The following is a 23,326-nucleotide window of genomic DNA, read 5'->3' on the forward strand; positions in this document are numbered from 1 at the left end:
CAGTTTTGTAGCCCGTATTAGGCGAAGCCGTAATACGGGAATGAGTTGATTGCCACTTCGCTCCCGTATTACGGCTGGCACCTAATACGGGCTACAAATTGGCACCATGCCACATTCAGGAGATCCTTCGCGCAAAAAGACGCGCTCAGGACGACGTAGAACTATGATCGTAATATAAATAGGGATGCTACATTTACGGGCACTTAATACAATAGTGCGTGTAGCCTGGTCTGCTTGCAGCCGGGATCGCACGTGTACACCCGGCTGCAAGCAGACCGGGCTACGATCCTGCGGCTCAATAGGCGTTCAATACACTCTTGCCTGCGTACGGCAATTTAGCCATTTCATTAATACGCAATAACTGGTTGTATTTTGCGGTACGATCTGTCCGGCACAAGGAACCCGTCTTAATTTGTCCACAACCAGTGGCTACAGCAAGATCTGCAATAAAAGTATCTTCTGTCTCACCAGACCGATGCGACATGACACAGCGGTAAGCATTTTGATGGGCTAATCGAATAGCATCTCTGGTTTCACTCAAGGTGCCGATTTGATTCACTTTAATCAAAATAGCGTTAGCTACACCCTGGTCTATTCCTTCTTGTAATATCTTAGGGTTGGTTACAAACAAATCATCACCAACAAGCTGGATTTTCTTGCCAAGGCGAACAGTTAACTGCTTCCACCCTTCCCAGTCCTTTTCATCAAGACCATCTTCAATACTGACTATAGGATAGCTGGCAACCAGGTCAGCGTAATAATCCACCAGTTGTAACGAAGTAAATTTTTTCTGTTCAGAAGCCATATGGTACGTGCCTTGCTCATACAGTTCTGATGCAGCAACATCCAGAGAAAATACTATGTCTTCACCCAGACGAAAACCCGCTTTTTCAATGGCTTCACTGAGCATATCCAAAGCCTGGCGATTGGATTGTATATCGGGTGCAAAACCCCCTTCATCACCAACGGAAGTACTTAATCCCTGTTTTTTTAATACGGATTTTAAAACGTGGAACGTTTCTGCACCCATCTGCAAGGCGGTTGGGAAATCAGCAGCCCCTACAGGCATAATCATAAATTCCTGAATATCGACATTATTATCTGCATGAGCGCCGCCATTTAAAATATTCATCATGGGGACAGGCATGGTCATCGTTTCTTGTTGATTCAGGACGGCATATAAGGGTAATCCGAGTGTGTTTGCTCTTGCTCTGGCACTGGCAAGTGAAACTGCCAAAATAGCATTGGCGCCCAGGCGTGATTTATTTTCGGTGCCATCCAGTTCACATAAAGTGCGATCGATAGCTTCCTGATCCTCGACGTTCATGCCTTTCAAACTGTTGTTCATTTCGTTATTCACATGTGCCACAGCTTTTTGTACGCCTTTACCGGCATATCGCCTGGCATCATTATCTCTCAGTTCACAGGCTTCGCGGCTTCCTGTTGAGGCTCCAGAAGGAACGCTGGCTCTTCCTGTGATTCCATTGTGCAAAAAGACATCCGCTTCAACAGTAGGATTACCGCGAGAGTCTAAAATTTCACGAGCTTGAATTTTGGCTATTTGCATTATGATTCCTATATTAATATTTATTACTAGACGTAAATGGCCACCGATGCCATGAGTAAAAATCCTATGATAACGAAACTGAAATCACGTAAGTTACAACAACGTTTTACCATGACACAACGCTCAAGACCATGCAATGTGCCCAAATAAAGAAAAGTGCCTGCAGAAGCAGCAATCAGTATAGGGTCAAAGAGTGAATGTGTTTCAATACCATGGCCAAAATACCAGCCTATGTAAATGCCAACAGGAGTCATCAAACTGAAAAGAAGGAAAAAGGCCATACTTTTATTAGTACTCATGGAGCTTTTATTCAGCTGAACCGCTATAGCAAAACTTTCTGCCCATTTATGAGTAATGATGGCAAGAAACAGCATGATGATCATTGAATTATATTGGGCTAAACCCAAGGCCGCTCCGAGCATGACGGAGTGAATTGAGAGCATGGCCCAGGCTAAAATAGCAAAAGCAGGGTGTTCTGCATTGTGGTGGTGATACAACTCTTTACCCAGGTGTTCAAACCAGAGAAAAATAAGAAAAACAGCGCCCGTAATAATGAAAGCAAAAGGATAGTCATACCCCATACTTTTAAACAGGGAATTCGCTTCAGGCAACATGTGGAGCAGGGCGGCCCCCAGAAAGACTCCCGTTGCCAAAGTTTCCCCAATAGGAAAATCAATGTGATGATCGTCTTTGATTCGTTTTCTGAATGGATACCAGCCGGCAATAAGGATTACTATGAATATAGAGATGGCGAAAATAATTTTTAAACCAGTAGCGGAGAACATTCAGTATACCTACTTATAAAATGGGAAAATCAAAGTTTTACTGCCGTGAATCTACTCGTCATCCTTCACATGCTCAGGATGAGGGCTGCAAACGCATATAATATCTCAATTGCAGATTAATTTGCCACTGTTAAGTTCAAACTGGATGATGATGCATGATTTCATGCAGACTGAACAAACGGACCTCTTCCAGATTTGCTTCCAGTTCCAAGGCCAATATGACGCGATCATGAAGTGCTTTCCATTGGGTAAACTCTTCCGAGCACGCTATATCTATAGTCATTTTTCCATCAAGATAATGCAGATTCCAGAATAAAATCTGAGGAAAGTCGATACGAACTTTATCCAGCAATTCGTTCTGCAGCATTCTTCGATTCGGCAAATGCAATGACGGGCTGCATACCTCATCATCTTCGGGATCAACATGAACTATTACGTCACTGACGCTGTCAATCTGATCTACCAGTGCTCTATGGACGTGCTGGGCAATATAATGACCTTCTGATACCGAAATCTGGGGAGAAACAAGAATATGGACATCAATTAACACATCACTGCCCATAAAACGGCTGCGTAATTGGTGAATTTTCTGAACGCCATCGACTTTTTGAATGACGTGTTCAATTTGCAATAATAATTCTGAATCAACAGCAGTGTCTACCAGTTCCTTGACGCTGTTCCAGCCATAATCCCAACCCATTTTGACAATCATCAAACCAACCAATACCGCTGCCAGGGCATCCAGATAAACAAAACCAGCCAAACTGCCTATCAGGCCTATGAGCACTACTATTGAGGATGCTGCATCAGAACGATGGTGCCATGCATTGGCAATAATTAATTGGGAATTGATGCGCCTGCCTATAAGCTGTGTATAGTGAAATAAAAGCTCATTAGCCAGAATAGAGAAACTTATAATGGGCAAGGTCAGCCAACCGGGCATGACGTGTTTTGCCTGAATTAATTCATCAATTGAATCCCATGCGATACCAAAACCCGCCAGAATAAGGAGCAAGGATAAGAGCAGGGTAGCCGCAGTTTCAATACGCTGGTGGCCATAAGGATGAGTTTCATCTGCATCGGCACTGCCATATTTTGAAGCAAATAAAACCATTACATCAGTGAACAGATCAGAAAAGGAATGGATTCCGTCTGCTACAAGCGCATGGGAATGAAAAAGATAACCGCCGATCAATTTAACGAAACCCAGAATTGCATTGATCAGCGCACCGATCAGAGTAACTCTTTTGGCCTGCGAATATCTGTCGTGTTGGCTCATGGTGTTCCTCAGTGTAAAACCGGGATGAATTTCTTAAAAAGTGGATTGTATCATTTTATTAATGAAAACTCAGTAGTTGCTGTGTCTTAGGCTTGTTGTCAGAACTGTTCCGCTTCCTGACGGTCGCGGCTCGGTTTTCGTGCGTCTGTATTGACTTTATCGTGCACCAGAAAACCGAGCCAGAACTGTTCCGCTTCCTGACGTTCGCGGCCCGGTTTTCGTGCGTCCGTATTGACTTTATCGTGCACCAGAAAACCGAGCCGCGACTGTAAAGGAGCGGAACTTTTGTTGTGGCACGGAACCTGGTGTAGCATGGGTGTAGATACCCATGGGACAAGCTCAGGTCAAAGGGTTTCTTGCTGAGGATTTTTGTACTGGAACTGGCTTATAAAGTTCATTGCCACTTCGATCCCGGCTGCGAGCAGACCGGGCTACGCATTGTGCCATTTTGGATCAATGCTGCCTCGAATCCACGTCTTCCCGAATCCACGTCGTCCTGAGCGCGTCTTTTTGCGCGAAGGATCTCCTGCACGTGGCACAATAAAAAATATTTTTTTAACACGCCCCACTTCTGAAATGCGAAGGCAAATTGGTAAGTTCTGAGGCATCTTAAAACTACACTGATTTTATATGGTGTTTTGCATCCTGTGCACAGGGTTATCCACAGATTTTGTGGATAATGATGTTTTGCTTGTTTTTAGCAAAAAACAGCTATGATCCTTTTACATACTGGATCTTAAAAAATGCAATAGGGTTTATATGTTGACTCTCAGCTAAGATGTTTGGAAAGTTATCCACAGGGACGTGGAAGAAGAGGATGTGCGGTTAGCCTGTCTATATTAACAAAGAAAAAAATAAAAAACAGTCTTGACTTTCACATTTTTGAAAATATTTTTATCCTTGTAAAAATTGCTCAAAATTACCTAACCAACGTTGGGTGATAGCACGAGCAACTTCTGTTCTTTCTTGCACCAATTGTCTGGCAACAGGGGGTAAAAGAGGAAGCAAATCTCTATCCCGCTGAATATTGGCTATCTTGAATTGCCTGTATCCAGTTTGGCGTGTTCCCAGTACCTCTCCGGCTCCACGTAACTCCAGATCCTTTTCTGAAATGATGAAGCCATCATTGGTTGCTCTCATCACCTTCAAACGCTCAGCCCCCTGTTGTGATAAGGGTGCCTGATACAGCAGAAGACAATGCGATTGCGCACTTCCCCGGCCAACACGTCCACGTAATTGATGTAATTGTGATAAGCCCAGTCGTTCCGCATTTTCTATAATCATCAGGCTGGCATTAGGGACATCCACACCTACTTCAATGACTGTTGTTGCAACCAGTAAATCAATTTCTCCTGATTTAAACGCTGCCATAGTCGCTTCTTTTTCAACAGCTTTCATACGGCCATGTACCAGTCCTACACGGGCATTAGCAAGTTGTTCCTGTAAGGTTTGAGCAGTATCTGTTGCCGCCATACATTGCAGCTTTTCTGATTCTTCAATTAAGGTGCAGACCCAATAAGCCTGTCTGCCACTGGCAATACCTGCCTGCAAACGTTCAATAATGGTGTCACGCTTGTCCTGGCTAACCACTGCGGTAGTGACCGGGCTACGGCCAGGAGGCAATTCATCAATGATTGAGATATCCAAATGGGCAAAATGAGTCATGGACAAAGTGCGGGGAATAGGTGTAGCCGTCATTAACAGTTGGTGGGGGATCATTTGATCCTGTTGTCCCTTTTGTTGTAATAACAGGCGTTGTTCCACGCCAAAACGATGCTGCTCATCAATAATGACCAAGCCTAACTGTGCAAACACTACTTCTTCCTGAAACAGGGCATGGGTTCCAACGATAAGGGAGCAACTTTTATCAGCAAGGGCACTCAAAGCTGCTCTGCGTTCTGCAATTTTCATCTTGCCACTGAGCCGTGAAACAGAAACTCCCAAGGGTTTCAGCCAGTTGCTGAGGTTGTTGTAATGTTGTTCACTTAATAAGTCGGTCGGTGCCATAAAAGCTACCTGAAATCCCTGACCTATTGCCTGCAGAGCCGCCAGGGCAGCAATAACCGTTTTTCCCGAGCCTACGTCTCCCTGAACCAGGCGCAGCATGGGTTTTGACAGGCTTAAGTCATCACTGATTTCTTTACTGACTCGCTCCTGGGCTGAGGTAAGGGCAAAGGGTAGGGCATTTAAAAACGATTCCGTCAGGGTGTTTTCTGCGGCAATAGCTGGTGCCACCAGTGCCTTGCGTGACTTTCTGGCAAATTGCATGCTTAACCTTTGAGCTAGCAGCTCATCAAAGACCAGACGTTTTAATGCTGGATGCTCTCCCATTTCCATTGCATGCAGCGAGGTATCTGGAGGAGGGTTATGCAGTAATTTGATTGCAAAACCCAGATTGGGAAATTTAAAATCATGAAGTTGGTGTTCATCCATCCATTCCAACTGGTGCAAGTCGTTCTCACAGCGAGACAGTGCCATAGTGACAAGTTGTCTCAGGCGAGTTTGGGTCAAGCCTTGTGTCACAGGATAAATTGGGGTTAATGTTTCTTTAACCTGATATTCCGACTCATCCTCCAGCAGTTGGTATTCAGGGTGTATCATTTCCAGACGACCGTTAAATTCACGCACCTCACCAAAGGCATGAATGCAGGTGCTGTTATTCATAGCGTTAACTTGTTGTTTGTTAAAATGGAAAAAACGCAGTTTGATTAGTCCGGTCTTGTCTTCGACATAACAATTAAGCATCATCCGCTTGCCGTATTTTATTTCTGTTTTACAGACCTTGCCTGCAATAACGGCACAATCATTAGCGCGTAAATCCTGAATTGATGTTATTCTGGTTCTGTCCTGATAACGGTAAGGCAAGTGAAAAAGAAGATCTTGCACGGTAACTATGCCACATTTGGCCAGTTTAGCTGCAAGTGTTGGGCCTACGCCCGATAATGATTCACAAGAGTTGGACAGCACGATACTATCTATAAGATAAAAAATTAATAATAACAGGAAAATATACTCGTTGCGAATGGGTATTTATCTCCTCAGGAGTGAAGCACGATGAATCGCATCATTACTTTTACAGCGGCATTGATTCTGGTTTGGATAATCGGATATTTGTTAATTGCCGGGCGTGGTTTATTAATCCCAATAGTAATGTCTGTTTTTATCTGGCATTTGTTGAATACCATTAACAGTGGTATGAAGCGCGTTCCCCTGATTGGTAATCGCTTTCCTTCATGGATGAGCATGATTTTGTCTCTGGCAGTAGTGTCCGTTTTGGTAAAAATTCTGGTTGATATTATCAGCAACAATGTGAATGAGGTGATTGCTGCCTCTCCACGTTATCAGGAAAATCTGCTTACTATTTTTAATAATCTGGATCAACGATACCATATTAAGGCTTTCGCTGATTTTGACAGTATTATCAAAGGATTAAGTATTCAAAACATGTTGGTTAATATTTATGGGGTGTTTACCACACTCACCAGTTCTGCAGTTTTAATTTCTTTATATGTCGTTTTTCTTTTTGTGGAACAGCATTATTTCAGTCAAAAAATGGATGCCTTTTTTCCGCAGAAAGAACACAGAAAGCTGGTAAAGAATATTATTTCCCATATTACTAAAGATACTCAAACCTATTTGGGTATCAAGACCTTGCTGAGTCTGGCTACCGCGACAGCAAGCTGGGTTATTATGAAATGCGTCGGGCTGGATTTTGCCGAATTCTGGGCTTTGCTTATTTTCTTTTTAAATTACATTCCCAATATTGGAGCCATAGTCGCTACCGCTTTTCCTGCCGCTTTGGCTTTGATTCAGTTTCAAAGCTGGTGGCCCTTTCTTGTAGTGACTTCGGGGATTGTTGCTGTCCAATTCGTCGTTGGAAATTTCCTGGAACCGCGCCTGTTAGGGAAATCTTTAAATTTAAGCCCTCTGGTTATTTTATTCGCCTTAGGCCTGTGGGGGGCGATATGGGGAATTTTAGGTATGTTTTTATCTGTGCCTATTACAGTAATGATGATGATAGTTTTCGCTCATTTTGATGCAACAAGGCCTATAGCGATTCTATTGTCTCAGGATGGGTATATTTATAAGTCTTACGAGACTATAGAGGATGAGGCTTAGGCGTCGCATCCTCTCGATCCCCTTGAGCCTGTATTGTGACTTGCTAATCAAGAGTACAAAAAGCATCCTGCTAAGAAAACCGAGCCGCGACCGTAAGGAAGCGGAACAGTTTGATGTACTCCATTGTTGATTACTCATTAGGTGTACATCCAAAATTTCCGCTTCCTTACGGTCGCGGCTCGGTTTTCTTTGGGTAATGAAAGCATAAGCAATCTGGAGATCCTTCGCGCAAAAAGACGCGCTCAGGACGACGTGTCATGCAGGAGTTTGAGAAGGTAACCCCTAACTACTATTTTATTACATTGACGCTTTCCATATGATACGAAAAAGCGCATAATAGCTCTATTTTTTACGAGTATATGAGTAGTATGAAACATACAGTAGAACAGCTTTTAAAAAAGGCACTAATTTCCCTGCAAGAATCAGGCGTATTGCCTGCAGATCTTGAGATTGAACCTAAAGTAGATAATGCTAAGGATGCGGCACATGGCGATTACGCCAGTAATCTGGCCCTTATTCTGGCGAAACCATGCCGTCAGGCACCGAGAAAACTGGCAGAACTGTTAGTCAATGCATTGCCAGCCGATGATTCCATTGAAAAAATTGAGATAGCTGGTGCTGGATTTATCAATTTCTTTATACGCAGCAGTGCACGTGCGAGGGTTCTTGCTGATGTATTAAAAGAAGGCAAGGAATTTGGCCGCAGTACCTTGGGGCAAAAGCAAAAAGTATTGATTGAATTTGTATCTGCTAACCCTACAGGTCCTTTACACGTCGGACATGGCCGAAGTGCCGCTTTTGGTGCAACTTTGGGTAATGTACTAAAGGCTGCAGGTTACGACGTAAGCCTGGAATATTATGTCAATGATGCTGGTCGGCAGATGAATATTCTGGCCGCCAGTGTCTGGTTGCGTTATCTGGAATTAGCCGGTGAACCTGTTGTTTTTCCTGCGAATGCTTATAAAGGTGATTATGTGTATGAAATCGCCAGAGACTTATGGACTCGCGATGGGAACAAATGGGTGCATCCCTGGTCTGCAGTGACCAGTGATTTACCTGCTGACGAACCTCTAGGCGGCGATAAAGAAGTGTATATCGATGCGGTAATAGGGCGTGCGGGTACCTTATTGGGTAAAGAAGGTTTTGCCATATTCCATCAGCATGCACTTAATACCGTTTTAGACGATATCAAAGATGATCTGGCCGGATTTGGTGTACGTTATGAAAACTGGTTTTCAGAACAGTCTTTGTTTGAAGACGGATCGATCCAAAAAGGAATTGATGCTTTGAAAAAGGGTGGCCATACTTTTGAACAGGAAGGCGCTCTCTGGTTTAAGGCAACCGATTTTGGCGATGAAAAAGACAGGGTTCTTATTCGAGCTAATGGACAAACCACTTATTTCGCATCAGATGTTGCCTATCACTGGAATAAATACGATCGTGGCTTTGACAGGGTGATTGATATTTTTGGCGCGGATCATCATGGATACCTGACCCGTGTTCGTTCAGCAGTAACTGCTCTGGGACATGATGAAAAAGCGCTTGATGTTTTATTAGTCCAGTTTGCTATTCTTTATCGCGGCGGCGAGCGGGTGCAAATGTCTACCCGTAGTGGTTCTTTTGTTACCTTAAGAGAATTACGCGAAGAAGTAGGTGATGATGCGGCGCGTTTCTTTTATGTTGCCCGCAAGCCTGAACAACATATGGACTTTGATCTGGATTTGGCAAAATCAGAGTCTAGCGATAACCCTGTGTATTACATCCAATACGCCCATGCCAGGATTTGCAGTGTATTAAGGCAATTGAAAGAAAGAGGCATGCTTTGGGATAAAAATCTGGGTCTGCAGCATTTGGATTTGCTGGATCAAAGTCATGAAACTGCCTTGATTTCCCTGATTTGTCGTTATCCGGAAGTGATAGAATCATCTGCAATGGCATGCGAACCTCACCAGTTAGCATACTATTTAAGAGAGCTGGCCAATGGTTTACACAGCTATTATAATGCCGTTCAGCTTTTGTGTGAGCAAGAACAGTTACGTTGTGCTCGACTTTGTTTGTTAGAGTCAGTGCGCCAGGTATTAAATAATGGTCTGGATTTATTGGGCGTATCAGCCCCTGAGAGTATGTAATGGCTAGAGATTATGGAAATAAGCGCAGCTCGCAGCAAAAAAGCGGGGCGCCGCAACAGTTTTTGGTAATTATCGTTACTTTTGTATTAGGTTATCTGACTGCTTCATTTTTTGATGTAGCGACTATTGGTCAATGGCTCAATAATCAGGTTTTGGCACAGCATGACGGAAAACAGGCTTCTGCCGCTAAAACAGAGCCACAACAGGCTCAGACTCAACCTAAGCCCAAGTTTGAATTTTATACTCTGTTAGCGAATGAAAAAGGGGCAACGCAGCCGGCCACGGCGAATCATGCTGCGACAACTGCCACTACGACTACAGCTGTCAAGGCAACACAGGCGCAACCAACGCCTACTGCTACAGGAACCGCTGCGGTGACTACTGCTGCTAATAACTCAGTAAAGCCCAGGGTTGATACCAAACCAGCCACAGTCAAGGTCGCAGAAGGAAAACCTCTCGCCCCGACACCTCCGGCAGGCAAAGGCAATTATTCAGTGCAAGTCGCTGCTTTTAAGGCACGGCAAGATGCTGAGCATATGAAAGGATTGCTGATTCTGAAGGGTTTTGATGTAGCCGTTGTACCAGTAACCAATGCCCGCGGTAACTGGTTCCGCGTTGTTGTAGGCCCATATCCTAATCGCCTATTAGCCCAAAAGGCTCAGGTGAACCTGGCCAAGAACGAACATTTACGTGGTATGGTGACCGGGGGCTAGATCTCTTTGTAACCCCGGTTGCTTGCACCTGTCTCTTCTATACTCCCCGATCTCCGTCGTCCTGAGCGCGTCTTTTGACGCGAAGGATTCCCTGAAAGCTGGCAGGATTTGTAGCCCGGTCTGCTTGCAGCCGGGATCGAAGTGGCACCATGCCGCTTTGGGGAGATCCTTCGCGCCAAAAGACGCGCTCAGGACGACGTGAATCCGGGAAAAGCATAACCCGATACTCCGCCGTCCCGCGGCTTGTCCGCGGGATCCAGAGATCTCACTCCGAGATCAGGACAACGTAGATCGGGAAATGGCAAAGATGTGTAGAAGAGCTAGTTTTGCAACCGGGCTATGCTCCTGCCAATGACTCATCTTGTCACAACAACCTGAATATTCCCCGCATTTTTAATCGCATGTGGCTTGCTCACTGCTACAGTAATCCTGGCAACACCAAACTCACGCTTGACCAGTTCTGCCACATGTTGAGCTACCGATTCAATTAAATGAAACGATTGGGATTCTACTGATTCTGTTATGGTATGGCAGAGCGCATCGTAATCAATAGTATTTTCCAACTTGTCATCACAGTCTGCAAAATTGGAAGGGATGGAAATATCGATCACCAGTTGCTGATTGATTTTCTGTTCCCAGGCATGTACGCCAATTTTTGTTGCTACACTGAGTGCAGTAATATTCAAAACATCCATTTATTTCTCTTTACATTAAGTTAATCTTAAGCGACAGCTTCTTTTCCATCAAACTCTGAATCGTCTGATTTACTAATCCATTTATTAAATTGTCTGGAAAAGTGGAGCGCACCAGCTCCTGCAACAATCAAACCCAGAGGCAAGGCATCCAGATTGGTCATTAACAGGTAACCAACAACGATAGAAAATGCTGCTGAGCCAAACATTCTTATTGTACTGATAAATGCCGAGGCAAGTCCCGCATTTTCTTTAAAGTCAGAAAGGACAAGGGACATGGTTGGTGGCGCACTAATACTGATTCCCCAATTGCAGATGAGAGAAAAGGATAGGCTGACCAGGCTAAAACCATATAATTTGGAGGTAATCAGCATCGCCAGTCCCCCGCCGATAATAAACCAGTTGCCCAGGTAAATGGTATTGATCATGCTAAAACGCTCACGAAGCCAAATACCCAGATAATTACCAACGATAATGTTTAAACCGTTTATCATGAAAATAATACCATAGCTTAAAGCAGAAAAACCTAATATATCGATGATCAAATAGGACGAATTAATGACGGTAATCATCACGGCTGCAAAGCTGAACATCATGATCATGGAGCTGTGCCATAAGCCTGAAATACCCAAAAGCTCTCTGTATGCACCAAGCACCTTTTTCATTTTAAAAGGGGTATTGGGGGCATGCCAGAAGGGTGATTCAAATAAGCCCTTTTTGCATTGCAGTATTAAAATCAAGGCAATAATAGCCATTAAGATAAAATTGGCTTGCCATCCCAGGTAAGTAAATACGACTGATCCCAATACAGGCGCGAGAATGGGGGACGCCGAAACAATCATTGATACATAAGAAAGAACTTTTGCACGCTGTAGTGGATCTTCAAAATCACGCGAAGTGGAATAGGAAACAATTTGAGCGCAGGAGAGAGCAACCCCTTGAATTGCCCTGCCTAGAATAAGGATGCTGATATGAGGCGCAAAAGCGCAGAGCAAACTCCCTGCAAGAGCCAGCAACAGACTAATAGGCAACAAACGACGCCGGCCAAAATGATCAATTAAAGGCCCCCAAAACAATTGAGTAAATCCAAAGGTAATCAAATAAATGCTTAAAGTGAATTGGCTCAAGCTATGAGTGGTCGCAAAATAGTTAGTAATGTAGGGAAGTGAGGGCTGGTACAAATCGAAAGTTACCAGAGAAAAAGCAGATAATAATCCGATTAAAATAATAGATGTTCTTGCCTGATTCATAATGCGCATATTGTTTAAAAAAAGAGAGAGACTATAGCAAAATTAATTTACTTTTTGAATTGTTATTTCCATTTATCGACGTGCACTCGGGGCAACATTGATCTAAAATAGCACAATGCGTAGCCTGTATTAGCGGAGCGTAATACAGGATCGAAGTGGCACTTTCCTGTATTACGCTCCGCTAATACGGGCTACGGACTGTGCCATAATCGTAGCTGGATGACGTAGTTCCTGATGGCGTGGTACTATACGCCCAAATCAATGTTATTGAGATCTTATGATGTATGATATTAATCAATCCCTGTTTCTTCGTGCCTTAAGACGTCAGCCTGTTGACCGGACTCCGGTGTGGATCATGCGCCAGGCAGGACGATATTTACCTGAATACAGAAAAACCAGGGAACAGGCCGGGGATTTTCTAAGTTTGTGCAAAAATCCGGAGCTTGCCTGCGAAGTAACCTTACAGCCTTTGCGCCGTTTTGCTTTGGATGCTGCCATTTTATTTTCCGACATTTTAACCATTCCCGATGCAATGGAACTTGGACTCTATTTTGCCGAAGGCGAGGGGCCTTGTTTTAGAAAGCCGCTGCACGACCTGCGCGCCATTGAAGAATTACCAATCCCTGATATGGATTCTCTGGCTTATGTGATGGATGCGGCACGCCTTATCCGCCAGGAAATGCCCAGAGAACTTCCCTTGATTGGTTTTGCAGGAAGTCCCTGGACCTTAGCCTGTTATATGGTTGAAGGAGGCAGTAGCAAGGATTTTAAGCGTCTGTTAAATCTGGTCTATACTGAAGAAAAGATGGCTCATTTATTGTTGAATAAATTAGCTATTTCTGTCAGCCAGTATCTGATTGAACAGATTAAAGCTGGCGTTAATGCAGTGATGGTTTTTGATACCTGGGGCGGGATTTTAACGCCACGTAATTATCAGGCTTTTTCTCTGCACTACATGCAACAGATTGTGGCTACTTTAAAAGCAGAATACCCTGATGTTCCGGTTATTCTGTTTACTAAAAACGGCGGCCAATGGTTAGAACTCATGGCGGCTACTGGTTGTGATGCTTTAGGAGTGGATTGGACTTGTGATTTACACACGGCCCGTGCGCGAGTCGGAAGCAAGGTTGCCTTACAGGGAAATCTTGATCCCAGCGTGCTTTTGAGCTCGGAGCAATGTATACGTAAGCAAGTGGGGGATGTTTTAGCATCTTTTGGACAAGGATCAGGTCATATATTTAATCTGGGACATGGGATTACTCCTGACGTACCGCCGGAACATGTCGCTGTCTTGATTGATGCAGTTCGTGAGTTGAGTCCGCAATATCATTTGAGGTAATCATGATTATTGACAGTCAGTTCAAACCTGCCTGGTGGTTGACTAATGCGCATGCGCAAACTATCTATGCATCAATACGACATCCTTTGGTGGCGCCCATTGATAAAGTAGAAAAACTCGATTTGCCCGATGGGGATTTTCTGGATTTACTATGGAGCAGGGCAGATTTGCCTGAAACCGCTCCCCTGGTTGTTATTTTGCATGGCTTGGGCGGTTGTGTGAATTCAAGTTATGTCGCCCGCTTTATGCAGGCCTTTAATCAACAGGGCTGGCGTGCGGTACTCATGCATTTTCGCGGAGCCGGTGAAGAGTTAAACCGATTACCACGTGCCTATCATTCTGGTGACACTGCTGATTTGAATTTTCTCATCCAGACGCTGCAGCAAAGAGAACCTGAAACCAGGAAAGCGATAGTAGGTGTTTCATTAGGTGGTAATGTTTTATTAAAGTGGCTGGGGGAGCAGCAAGAATCCGCGTCTGTAGACGCCGCAGTGGCTGTTTCAGTACCCTTTGTCTTAAGTAAAGTGGCGAATCGGATCGGCGAAGGTTTTTCACGCTTTTATCAGACTCATTTGTTAAACCAGTTCAAAACGGTTTTCGCCCGCAAGGCCAGTCATTTTAAAAATCCTCCCGAACCTTTGAAAAAAGCAGCCCAATGCAATTGTTTCTGGACTTTTGATAACGAGGTGACAGCACCTTTATATGGTTTTAACAATGTCCATGCTTATTATCGGGAATCCAGCTCGAGAAAATATTTGCGAACCATAGCAAAACCAACCCTGATTATTCATTCCGAAGATGATCCCTTTATGACGGTTGATGTGGTACCTGAAGAAAATGAATTGTCTGATTCAGTCACTTTGGAATTAAGCAAGAAGGGCGGTCATGTCGGGTTTATTACAGGCAGTAAAATCTGGGAGCCAGTGTATTGGTTAGATCAGCGTATCCCGGAGTATATTGCAGAACAGTTTAAGGTTTAGGGGGTTGTAGCCCGGTCTGCTTGCAGCCGGGATCACTCCATTGTCATTACCCTATCCACGTCGTCCTGAGCGTGTCTTTTTGCGCGAAGGATCTCCTGAAAGCAGCATGGTGCCAGTATTTGGAGATCCTTCGCGCAAAAAGACACGCTCAGGACGACGTGGATTGGAGATGGGGCTACAAAAGACCATTTTCTTTTTAAGATCCCCTGAACTGCCGGCTTAACTGAATGGCCATTTCAAGTGATTGTTCGTAGTTTAATCTGGGGTCAACCAGGCTGTGATAAGCTGTTTTCAAATCATCAGCAGCTAGTCCGCGCGCACCACCTATACATTCAGTGACATTATCACCGGTCAATTCAAAATGAACTCCGCCAAGGTAACTGTCCATACTTTTATGAATTTCAAACGCTTGTTTCAATTCAGAAAGAATGTTGTCGAAATGACGTGTCTTAGTTCCATCAGCCGTGGTTTCTGTATTACCGTGCATGGGATCACAAGACCAGGTAACAGGAACCCTGGTTTTTTTCACTGCCTCAATAAGCGGAGGCAATAATTTATCAATTTGTTTTGCACCCAGACGTGTAAAGAGCAGAATTCGTCCCTCTTCATGATTGGGATTAGCAATGGACAATACTTCTTCCAGCCACTCTGGAGTGGCGCCTGGTCCGACTTTGATGCCAACAGGGTTTTGAACCCCTCGCAAAAACTCAAGATGAGCGCTGTCAATTTGCGCTGTTCTCATACCAATCCAGGGTAAGTGAGTTGACAGATTATACCATAGCCCATCTTTCAATTGGCGTGTTAATGCCTGTTCATAATGCAAATGCAATGCTTCATGAGAGGTATAGAAATCGACCTTGCTTAAATTACTTGAGCGAATTCCATCAATAGCCGTCAGGAAATCCAGCGCGTCTTCAATAGACTTTACTATATTCTGGTATTCACTTTTCTGATTAGAATGTTCTACAAAGCGTAAATCCCAGCGCTGAGGGTCATGCAAGTCCGCAAAACCCCCATCAAGCAAGGCGCGGATAAAATTAAGCGACATGGCAGAACAGCTATAAGCCTGTAACAAGAGTTTGGAGTTAGGCTCTCTTGCTGCAGCAGTGAATTCTGGAGAGTTTACTATGTCGCCACGATAGCTGGGTAAGGTCACCCCATCTATGGTTTCAAAGTCTGACGATCTTGGTTTGGCATATTGGCCTGCAATACGTCCAATACGTACGATTGGTTTACGTAAACCATAAAGTAAAATCAAACTCATCTGTAAAATAATTTTTAATTTATTACTGATGATATCCGAACGACAATCATTGAAGGATTCAGCACAATCGCCACCTTGAAGGATAAAGGCTTCACCACGTCCCGCGCGCGCTATTTCCTTTTTCAAGTTCTTGACTTCACCGCTGGTGACCAGTGGGGGCAACATGCTTAATTGTTCTACTATTTTATTTAACTGTTCCTGATCTGCGTACGTTGCCGCCTGCAAATAAGAATACTTTTGCCATGAAACTGGCGACCATTCTTGCATAATAAATCCAGCTGATTTTTTTGATACCTAAGTATGGAATAAATGAACAGTGACTGCAAGCCAAAGAGAGAACAACACCGGTATTAGATGTTTATATACCAGTAGTTGGGGCAGGTGGCTGTTCCGTATCTTCCGCAACATCACTCAACTCTTCATTGCCTGGGGCTGAATTTGGTACACCATCTGTAGCATAATCTCCCACATCTTCATTCGAAGGGGTATCTGGCATGCTGTCTAATTCTGCCATGATAAGTTCCAATTTAAAGATACTTATACAAAGTATAGTATACCATTTGCCTAATTGCTTTTAACATCCTGTATTACACAGTACATCAGGCCATCTGGAGCACAGGAGCAATGAATAGATGAAATTTTTCATTAGCATTTGGAAATGAAGTCTAACAAAGACTATATTTAACATCTGGCGTTTTAAAATGATTAATTGCAGATTGATGTGTCTAATTTTTGAAGAGTGGAAGATAAATTTAAGGGTAACACCTTGAATTTCAATAGTATGTCCCCATCTGCAGCTATTACGTGAGTAAGGAGCAATTGAATGAGTAAACACGATAAAAAAGACTGGAATAAATTTAAAGAAGAAAATCAAATGCCTGACGAAGAGATGATGGATGAAGCAGAGGAAGTAACACCTCATGAAGAGGCTGCTTTAGGCCATCCAAGTTATACCGCTCTGGAAGAGCAGCTTACTCTGGCCGAACAAAAGGCACATGAAAACTGGGAAAAATCAGTTCGTGCCTTGGCAGAACTCGATAACGTACGTCGTCGCATGGAACGTGAAGTTGCTAATGCCCATAAATACGGGATGGAAAAACTGGTTTCAGCTTTATTACCTGTAGTCGATAGTTTGGAGCAAGCCCTGCAACTGGCCGATAAAGATAAAAGTACTGATCCTGCTATGTATGAAGGTTTGGAATTAACGATGAAGCTTTTCATCGATGTGTTGCAGAAATTTGATGTAAACCAGATAGATCCCGTTGGCGCAACCTTTGATCCGCAAGAACACGAAGCCATGTCCATTCAGGATGCTCCTGGAGCGGCACCCAATTCAGTGGTGGCAGTGTTCCAGAAAGGATACAAACTGAATGACCGGGTGATCAGACCGGCTCGAGTTATTGTGTCTAAAAAATCTGGCGATTAGAACTTGAAATTGGCGTAAAACGCCCCATATGTGAATTATTGCAATAGAAACTACTAATTTGGAGCAAAAAGAGAATGGCAAAAATTATAGGAATAGACTTGGGTACTACCAACTCATGTGTTGCTGTAATGGAAGGTGACAAACCCAAGGTAATTGAAAACAGTGAAGGTCATCGTACAACGCCTTCTATCGTTGCCTTTACTGATGACAACGAAGTTTTGGTCGGACAAGCTGCTAAACGCCAGTCTGTTACCAACCCTGAAAAAACCCTGTTTGCAATCAAAAGATTAATTGGCCGTAAATTTGATGATGCGGTAGTACAAAAAGACATCAAAATGGTTCCTTACAAAATTGTTAAGGCCGATAATGGCGATGCCTGGGTTCGTGTCAAAGATCAGGAAAAAGCACCACCGCAAATTTCTGCGGAAGTCTTGCGTAAAATGAAAAAGACTGCCGAAGATTATTTGGGCGAAGAAGTAAAAGAAGCGGTTATTACTGTACCCGCTTACTTCAACGACTCTCAACGTCAGGCAACCAAAGATGCTGGCCGTATTGCTGGTCTTGAAGTAAAACGTATCATTAACGAACCAACTGCCGCAGCGCTTGCTTACGGTATGGATAAAAAGCGTGGTGATTCCATTATTGCTGTGTATGACCTTGGTGGTGGTACCTTCGATATTTCCATTATTGAAATTGCTGAAGTAGATGGCGAACACCAGTTTGAAGTATTGGCAACTAATGGTGATACGTTCCTGGGTGGTGAAGATTTTGACCTGGCTTTAATTGACTATCTGGCTGCAGAATTCAAAAAAGATTCAGGCATTGATTTGCACAATGATCCTTTAGCCTTACAACGTCTGAAAGAAGCTGCTGAAAAAGCAAAAATTGAATTGTCTTCAGCGCAACAAACGGATGTAAACCTGCCTTATATCACTGCAGATGCATCTGGACCAAAACATTTAAACATTAAATTAACCCGTGCAAAACTGGAATCTCTGGTTGAAAAACTGGTTGAGCGTACTATTGAACCATGCAAAACAGCATTAAAAGATGCAGGACTTACTGTATCGCAAATTAATGAAGTGATTTTGGTGGGTGGTCAGACCCGTATGCCTTTGGTACAAAAAACGGTTGAAGACTTTTTTGGTAAAGAGCCACGTAAAGACGTTAACCCTGATGAAGCCGTTGCTGTTGGTGCGGCAATTCAGGCGGCAGTACTGTCTGGTGAAGTAAAAGACATTCTCCTGCTTGACGTAACCCCATTGTCTTTAGGTATAGAAACTATGGGCGGCGTGATGACCAAGCTCATTGAGAAAAATACTACCATTCCTACTAAAGCGAATCAGGTATTTTCTACAGCAGATGATAATCAGACTGCGGTAACTGTTCATGTATTACAAGGTGAGCGTGAGCAAGCTTCTGCAAATAAATCTTTAGGACGATTTGATTTGGGTGACATTCCTCCAGCACCACGCGGTGTTCCTCAAATTGAAGTAACTTTTGATATCGATGCTAACGGTATATTAAACGTTTCTGCTAAAGATAAAGCTACTGGTAAAGCGCAGTCCATCATTATTAAAGCATCAAGCGGTTTAAGTGATGAAGAAGTTGCTGCGATGGTTAAAGACGCACAATCTCATGCTGAAGAGGATAAAAAATTCAAGGAAATGACGGAGCTGCGTAATCAGGCTGATAGTTTGATTCACAGTTGTGAAAAATCCGTGAAAGATTTGGCTGCAGAATTGGCTGAAGATGAGAAAAAAGGCATAGAAACAGCAATTGCTGAATTGAAAGAAGCAGTTCAAGGCACTGACAAGGCTCACATTGAAGATAAAATCAAAGTGCTGACTGATGCGTCTGCCAAGATGGCTGAGCGTATTTATGCGAAAAAATCAGCTGAAGGCCAGGCTTCTCAAGCCGATGCACCACAACAGCAAGAGTCTGCAAAACCAGCAGATGAGGGTGTGGTTGATGCCGAGTTTGAAGAAGTTAAAGACGATAAGAACTAAGGTGAGGTAACCACGAGAACACGTCATTGTAAGATGACGTACTTGCGCGAAGCACATCGTCCTGAGTGAAACGAAGGATCTCCCGATTTTGGCACTATGCCACTTGCAGGAGGTCCTTCGTTTCACTCAGGACGACGTAAGTAAGCGCTAGTGTTCGAATGAAGTTATACTATATAATGTAACGTTAATTATTTTTAAAGTGTGAGCAGTTATGGAACAGCGGGATTATTATGAACTTTTAGAAATCAGTCGAGGTGCTTCAGATGCCGAGATTAAAAAAGCGTATCGCAAACTGGCAATGAAGTATCATCCCGATCGTAACCCAGACGATGCTACTGCTGAAGAAAAATTCAAAGAAATTCAAAAAGCGTATGCCGTATTATCCGATCCCAAAAAACGTAGCGCCTATGATCAATTCGGCCATGCTGCTGTTGATGGTTCTGGAGGCCCTGGCGGTTTTGGTGGTTTCGGTGGCTTTGGCGATGTCTTTGAAGACATTTTTGAAAATATATTTTCCGGCGGACGCGGCCAGGGGCGCCAGTCTCGCGGTCAACGCGGTTCCGATTTGCAATTTAATGTGCAATTAACCCTTGAAGAAGCTGCGGCCGGCAAGGAAATTGAAATTACCGTTCCACGCCATGGCAGTTGTACTACCTGTGATGGCTCTGGGGCGAAAAAGGGTACCCATCCAAAATCCTGTGAAACCTGTAATGGTATTGGCCAGGTCAGAATTCAACAAGGCTTTTTCTCTATTCAGCAAACGTGTCCAAGTTGTCATGGTGAAGGAAAAATTATTTCTGATCCGTGCACCAGTTGCCATGGGCAGGGGCGAATTCGTGAAAGTAAAAAATTAACCGTTAAAATTCCTGCTGGTGTCGATAACGGCGACAGAGTCCGTTTGAGCGGCGAGGGTGAGGCCGGAGTACATGGCGGTGGTCCTGGAGATCTCTATGTTCAGGTGAACGTCAAGACGCACAGCATTTTTGAACGCAATGATAATGATTTGCATTGTGAAGTTCCCATCAGCTTTATTACTGCAGCCCTTGGCGGTTCTATCGAAGTGCCTACTCTTGAAGGGCGTGTGACGCTAAAAATTCCTCATGAAACACAGACAGGTAAAGTATTCCGCCTGAGAGGTAAAGGGGTAAAATCCGTCCGTGGCCATGGACAGGGTGACTTATTATGTAGAGTCGTTGTGGAAACGCCAGTGAATTTGTCCAAAGAACAAAAGGACTTACTCACGAATCTTCAGGAATCTTTGGAACATGCCAAATCCAATCATTCCCCCCGATCTACATCCTGGTTTGCCGGAGTGAAAAAATTTTTTGAAGACATGAAATTTTGATTGAAGTGCGTTACAATTGCTAAATTTTTTACATTCCCTATGGTAACCATATCGGATACAGCAGAGTATCACTCATGATGAATAAACCAGCAATTCTAGTGTTAGCTGATGGCACAATCTACGAAGGAATATCAGTGGGTGCGAGCGGAGACTGCGTAGGTGAGCTGGTTTTCAACACCTCTATGACGGGGTATCAGGAAATGCTCACTGATCCCTCTTACGCGCGCCAGATTATTACTTTAACCGCCTCCCATGTAGGGAATACAGGTTGCACCAGCGAAGACATGGAGTCTAACAAAGTTTGGGCTTCGGGGCTGGTTATGCGCGATTGCTCTATAATGCACAGTAACTATAGGGCGCAACAATCCCTTCCTGAATGGTTGAAAAAAAATGGCGTTGTGGCCATAGCCGGTATTGATACCCGTGATTTGACCCTGAGACTACGTGAACATGGGGCTATAGGTGCCTGCATCAGTACTCGAACTGATGAACCTCAGGCTGTGCTGGATAAGGCCAAGGCCTTCGCCGGACTGGATGGCGTGGATTTGGCTCTGGAAGTGTCACGGCAAACTGTTGAACGCTGGCATGAAGGACGAGGCGAGTGGGGTGCTCCGTCGCAACCTCATCAATTTCATGTGGTTGCCTATGACTTTGGTGTAAAACATAATATTTTACGCATTCTTCATGATAAAGGCTGTCATTTAACCGTAGTACCTGCCAATACACCTGCTGAAGAAGTTCTGGCAATGAATCCTGACGGCGTGTTTTTGTCTAATGGTCCAGGGGATCCTGGCGCCTGTGATTATGCCATTAAAGCAACCAAAGAGTTTTTGGATCACAATATCCCGGTATTTGGTATTTGTCTGGGATTTCAGATTTTAGCCCTCGCATCTGGAGGGACAACGAAAAAAATGAAGTTCGGCCATCATGGGTCGAATCATCCTGTTGTAGAGACCCAAGGGAAAAAAAGGGTTTTTATAACCAGTCAAAATCATGGTTTTGCAGTGGATGAAGATAGTCTTCCCGAAAGTCTGGAGGTCACCCATCGTTCTTTATTTGATAACAGCTTGCAGGGAATCAAGCACAAACGTAAGCCGGCATTTGGTTTTCAGGGACATCCGGAAGCGAGTCCCGGACCACATGAAATAGAAGTACTATTTGATGAATTTATCAGGCTAATGAAATAAGGTTTGTGGCTTTTGCCTCATCCTTAAGTTGTTGCGATATTTTTTATAGAGGATATACAATGAATGAATTCCATGTTTTTACCTCCGAATCAGTTTCTGAGGGACATCCTGACAAAATCGCTGATCAGATCTCTGACGCCATATTAGATGCAATTTTAAGACAGGATCCAGGTGCCAGAGTTGCCTGCGAAGTCTTTGTCAAGACTGGAATGGTAATGGTTGGCGGTGAAATAACGACTAAAGCCTGGGTTGATGTTGATGACATCACTCGCCAGGTGATTAAAGAGATAGGATACAACAGTTCCCAAATGGGGTTCGATTGGGAATCCTGTGCGGTACTTTCTGCTATAGGCAAACAATCGCCAGATATCGCTCAAGGTGTAGATAATCAACAGACCAAAATTTTAGGTGCTGGAGATCAGGGACTAATGTTTGGCTATGCCAGCCGTGAAACCGATGTGTTTATGCCCGCTCCTATAGCTTATGCCCACCGTTTGATGGAAAAGCAGGCCAATTTACGCAAATCAGGCAAATTACCCTGGTTGCGACCTGATGCCAAGAGCCAGGTTACCCTGAAATATGAGCATGGAAAACCGGTAGAAGTAGACACAGTTGTTCTCTCCACCCAACATTCACCAGAAATCAGTCATAGTGATTTAACCGAAGCGGTGCGTGAAGAAATTATTAAAGCAGTGCTCCCTGCCGAATGGTTAACTGACAGGACTCGCTATTTTATTAATCCTACCGGCCGCTTTGTTATTGGTGGTCCCTTAGGTGATTGCGGTTTAACCGGACGTAAAATTATTGTAGATACTTATGGCGGTATGGCCAGACATGGTGGCGGTTGCTTTTCAGGAAAAGATCCTTCCAAAGTAGACCGTTCAGCCGCTTATGCTGCACGCCACGTCGCGAAAAACATAGTGGCTGCGGGTATTGCTGACAAATGTGAAATACAGGTATCTTATGCTATTGGTATTGCTGAACCTACTTCAATTTCGGTTGATACTTTTGGAACGGGGCGGTTAAAAAATAGCGAAATTATCGATTTGATTCATACCCATTTCGATTTGACCCCGCAAGGTATTATTGAGCATCATGATTTGTTGCGACCAATTTATCAGCGAACCGCAACTTATGGACATTATGGTCGAGATGATTTCCCTTGGGAGCGTCTGGATAAAGTACCTGAATTGAAAAAGGCACTTTAAAGTTCAGCCAGGGGCTGGCAACAGACCCTGATAA

General features: G+C 43.9%; 18 protein-coding genes. 10 read left to right on the plus strand and 8 right to left on the minus strand.

The features are described from left to right. Positions 1-295: 295 nt before the first annotated feature. From eno to recG, 4 genes are all read right to left on the minus strand, one after another. Positions 296-1,567 (minus strand): phosphopyruvate hydratase, encoded by a 1,272-nt coding sequence (eno, locus tag B094_RS0102575; protein ID WP_018576228.1) that lies wholly within the window; start codon positions 1,565-1,567, stop codon positions 296-298. 26 nt (positions 1,568-1,593) lie between these two features. Further along, the gene (locus B094_RS0102580; protein WP_018576229.1) at positions 1,594-2,352 is read right to left on the minus strand and encodes a ZIP family metal transporter; all 759 of its coding nucleotides are present in this window, start codon (positions 2,350-2,352) and stop codon (positions 1,594-1,596) included. 136 nt (positions 2,353-2,488) lie between these two features. Then, a complete protein-coding gene (locus B094_RS0102585; RefSeq protein WP_018576230.1) occupies positions 2,489-3,631 on the minus strand; it encodes a cation diffusion facilitator family transporter in 1,143 nt (380 codons plus the stop codon). An 894-nt stretch (positions 3,632-4,525) separates the two neighbouring features. After that, entirely contained in the window at positions 4,526-6,598 is a 2,073-nt protein-coding gene (gene recG / locus B094_RS0102595; RefSeq protein WP_018576232.1) for an ATP-dependent DNA helicase RecG, read from the minus strand. Between the two features lie 87 nt (positions 6,599-6,685). Between recG and B094_RS0102600 the strand changes: the two genes are divergently transcribed. The 3 genes from B094_RS0102600 (at position 6,686) to B094_RS0102610 (ending at position 10,592) form a co-directional block, all read left to right on the plus strand. After that, the gene (locus B094_RS0102600) at positions 6,686-7,750 is read left to right on the plus strand and encodes an AI-2E family transporter (RefSeq protein WP_018576233.1); all 1,065 of its coding nucleotides are present in this window, start codon (positions 6,686-6,688) and stop codon (positions 7,748-7,750) included. 368 nt (positions 7,751-8,118) lie between these two features. Continuing rightward, complete coding sequence (gene argS / locus B094_RS0102605) at positions 8,119-9,879, plus strand: arginine--tRNA ligase (RefSeq protein ID WP_018576234.1); 1,761 nt, start codon at positions 8,119-8,121, stop codon at positions 9,877-9,879. Beyond that, positions 9,879-10,592 carry an SPOR domain-containing protein gene (locus B094_RS0102610; RefSeq protein ID WP_018576235.1) on the plus strand — a complete coding sequence of 238 codons (714 nt, stop codon included), beginning with the start codon at positions 9,879-9,881 and terminating at the stop codon, positions 10,590-10,592. Before argS ends, B094_RS0102610 begins: the two co-directional genes overlap by 1 nt. 356 nt (positions 10,593-10,948) lie before the next feature. On the opposite strand, the gene folB is transcribed toward B094_RS0102610, so the two are convergent. Then, positions 10,949-11,287, minus strand: a complete 339-nt coding sequence (folB, locus tag B094_RS0102615; RefSeq protein ID WP_018576236.1) for a dihydroneopterin aldolase — start codon at positions 11,285-11,287, stop codon at positions 10,949-10,951. A gap of 26 nt (positions 11,288-11,313) precedes the next feature. Next, positions 11,314-12,534 (minus strand): MFS transporter, encoded by a 1,221-nt coding sequence (locus B094_RS0102620; protein ID WP_018576237.1) that lies wholly within the window; start codon positions 12,532-12,534, stop codon positions 11,314-11,316. Positions 12,535-12,814: 280 nt separating this feature from the next. Between B094_RS0102620 and hemE the strand changes: the two genes are divergently transcribed. After that, the gene (hemE, locus tag B094_RS0102625) at positions 12,815-13,873 is read left to right on the plus strand and encodes a uroporphyrinogen decarboxylase (RefSeq protein ID WP_018576238.1); all 1,059 of its coding nucleotides are present in this window, start codon (positions 12,815-12,817) and stop codon (positions 13,871-13,873) included. Between the two features lie 2 nt (positions 13,874-13,875). Next, positions 13,876-14,853, plus strand: coding sequence for a hydrolase (locus tag B094_RS0102630; RefSeq protein ID WP_018576239.1), 978 nt, complete (start codon positions 13,876-13,878; stop codon positions 14,851-14,853). Between the two features lie 196 nt (positions 14,854-15,049). Here the strand turns inward: B094_RS0102630 and B094_RS0102635 are convergent, their stop codons facing one another. After that, the gene (locus B094_RS0102635; RefSeq protein ID WP_018576240.1) at positions 15,050-16,384 is read right to left on the minus strand and encodes a 3-deoxy-7-phosphoheptulonate synthase class II; all 1,335 of its coding nucleotides are present in this window, start codon (positions 16,382-16,384) and stop codon (positions 15,050-15,052) included. 91 nt (positions 16,385-16,475) lie between these two features. Beyond that, positions 16,476-16,631: a hypothetical protein gene (locus tag B094_RS17230; protein ID WP_018576241.1), complete on the minus strand. Its 156-nt coding sequence runs from the start codon at positions 16,629-16,631 to the stop codon at positions 16,476-16,478. A 309-nt stretch (positions 16,632-16,940) separates the two neighbouring features. Between B094_RS17230 and grpE the strand changes: the two genes are divergently transcribed. From grpE to metK, 5 genes are all read left to right on the plus strand, one after another. Next, positions 16,941-17,543 (plus strand): nucleotide exchange factor GrpE, encoded by a 603-nt coding sequence (grpE, locus tag B094_RS0102645; RefSeq protein WP_018576242.1) that lies wholly within the window; start codon positions 16,941-16,943, stop codon positions 17,541-17,543. A 74-nt stretch (positions 17,544-17,617) separates the two neighbouring features. Continuing rightward, complete coding sequence (dnaK, locus tag B094_RS0102650; RefSeq protein WP_018576243.1) at positions 17,618-19,552, plus strand: molecular chaperone DnaK; 1,935 nt, start codon at positions 17,618-17,620, stop codon at positions 19,550-19,552. A 211-nt stretch (positions 19,553-19,763) separates the two neighbouring features. Then, positions 19,764-20,897, plus strand: a complete 1,134-nt coding sequence (gene dnaJ, locus B094_RS0102655; RefSeq protein WP_018576244.1) for a molecular chaperone DnaJ — start codon at positions 19,764-19,766, stop codon at positions 20,895-20,897. Positions 20,898-20,971: 74 nt separating this feature from the next. Further along, a complete protein-coding gene (gene carA, locus B094_RS0102660; protein ID WP_026253856.1) occupies positions 20,972-22,084 on the plus strand; it encodes a glutamine-hydrolyzing carbamoyl-phosphate synthase small subunit in 1,113 nt (370 codons plus the stop codon). A 59-nt stretch (positions 22,085-22,143) separates the two neighbouring features. Further along, positions 22,144-23,292, plus strand: a complete 1,149-nt coding sequence (metK, locus tag B094_RS0102665) for a methionine adenosyltransferase (protein WP_018576246.1) — start codon at positions 22,144-22,146, stop codon at positions 23,290-23,292. Positions 23,293-23,326: the final 34 nt, after the last annotated feature.

The organism is Legionella shakespearei DSM 23087 (assembly GCF_000373765.1).
In the GTDB taxonomy this organism is placed as follows: Bacteria; Pseudomonadota; Gammaproteobacteria; order Legionellales; family Legionellaceae; genus Legionella; species Legionella shakespearei.

Coding starts and splice junctions, on each gene's coding strand:
- B094_RS0102635 (WP_018576240.1), bottom strand. CDS start 16,384: ATGCAAGAATGGTCGCCAGTTTCATGGCAAAAGTATTCTTATTTGCAG.
- B094_RS0102610 (WP_018576235.1), top strand. CDS start 9,879: ATGGCTAGAGATTATGGAAATAAGCGCAGCTCGCAGCAAAAAAGCGGG.
- B094_RS17230 (WP_018576241.1), bottom strand. CDS start 16,631: ATGGCAGAATTAGACAGCATGCCAGATACCCCTTCGAATGAAGATGTG.
- grpE (WP_018576242.1), top strand. CDS start 16,941: ATGAGTAAACACGATAAAAAAGACTGGAATAAATTTAAAGAAGAAAAT.
- folB (WP_018576236.1), bottom strand. CDS start 11,287: ATGGATGTTTTGAATATTACTGCACTCAGTGTAGCAACAAAAATTGGC.
- dnaK (WP_018576243.1), top strand. CDS start 17,618: ATGGCAAAAATTATAGGAATAGACTTGGGTACTACCAACTCATGTGTT.
- B094_RS0102585 (WP_018576230.1), bottom strand. CDS start 3,631: ATGAGCCAACACGACAGATATTCGCAGGCCAAAAGAGTTACTCTGATC.
- B094_RS0102580 (WP_018576229.1), bottom strand. CDS start 2,352: ATGTTCTCCGCTACTGGTTTAAAAATTATTTTCGCCATCTCTATATTC.
- dnaJ (WP_018576244.1), top strand. CDS start 19,764: ATGGAACAGCGGGATTATTATGAACTTTTAGAAATCAGTCGAGGTGCT.
- B094_RS0102630 (WP_018576239.1), top strand. CDS start 13,876: ATGATTATTGACAGTCAGTTCAAACCTGCCTGGTGGTTGACTAATGCG.
- argS (WP_018576234.1), top strand. CDS start 8,119: ATGAAACATACAGTAGAACAGCTTTTAAAAAAGGCACTAATTTCCCTG.
- metK (WP_018576246.1), top strand. CDS start 22,144: ATGAATGAATTCCATGTTTTTACCTCCGAATCAGTTTCTGAGGGACAT.
- carA (WP_026253856.1), top strand. CDS start 20,972: ATGATGAATAAACCAGCAATTCTAGTGTTAGCTGATGGCACAATCTAC.
- eno (WP_018576228.1), bottom strand. CDS start 1,567: ATGCAAATAGCCAAAATTCAAGCTCGTGAAATTTTAGACTCTCGCGGT.
- B094_RS0102600 (WP_018576233.1), top strand. CDS start 6,686: ATGAATCGCATCATTACTTTTACAGCGGCATTGATTCTGGTTTGGATA.
- B094_RS0102620 (WP_018576237.1), bottom strand. CDS start 12,534: ATGAATCAGGCAAGAACATCTATTATTTTAATCGGATTATTATCTGCT.
- hemE (WP_018576238.1), top strand. CDS start 12,815: ATGTATGATATTAATCAATCCCTGTTTCTTCGTGCCTTAAGACGTCAG.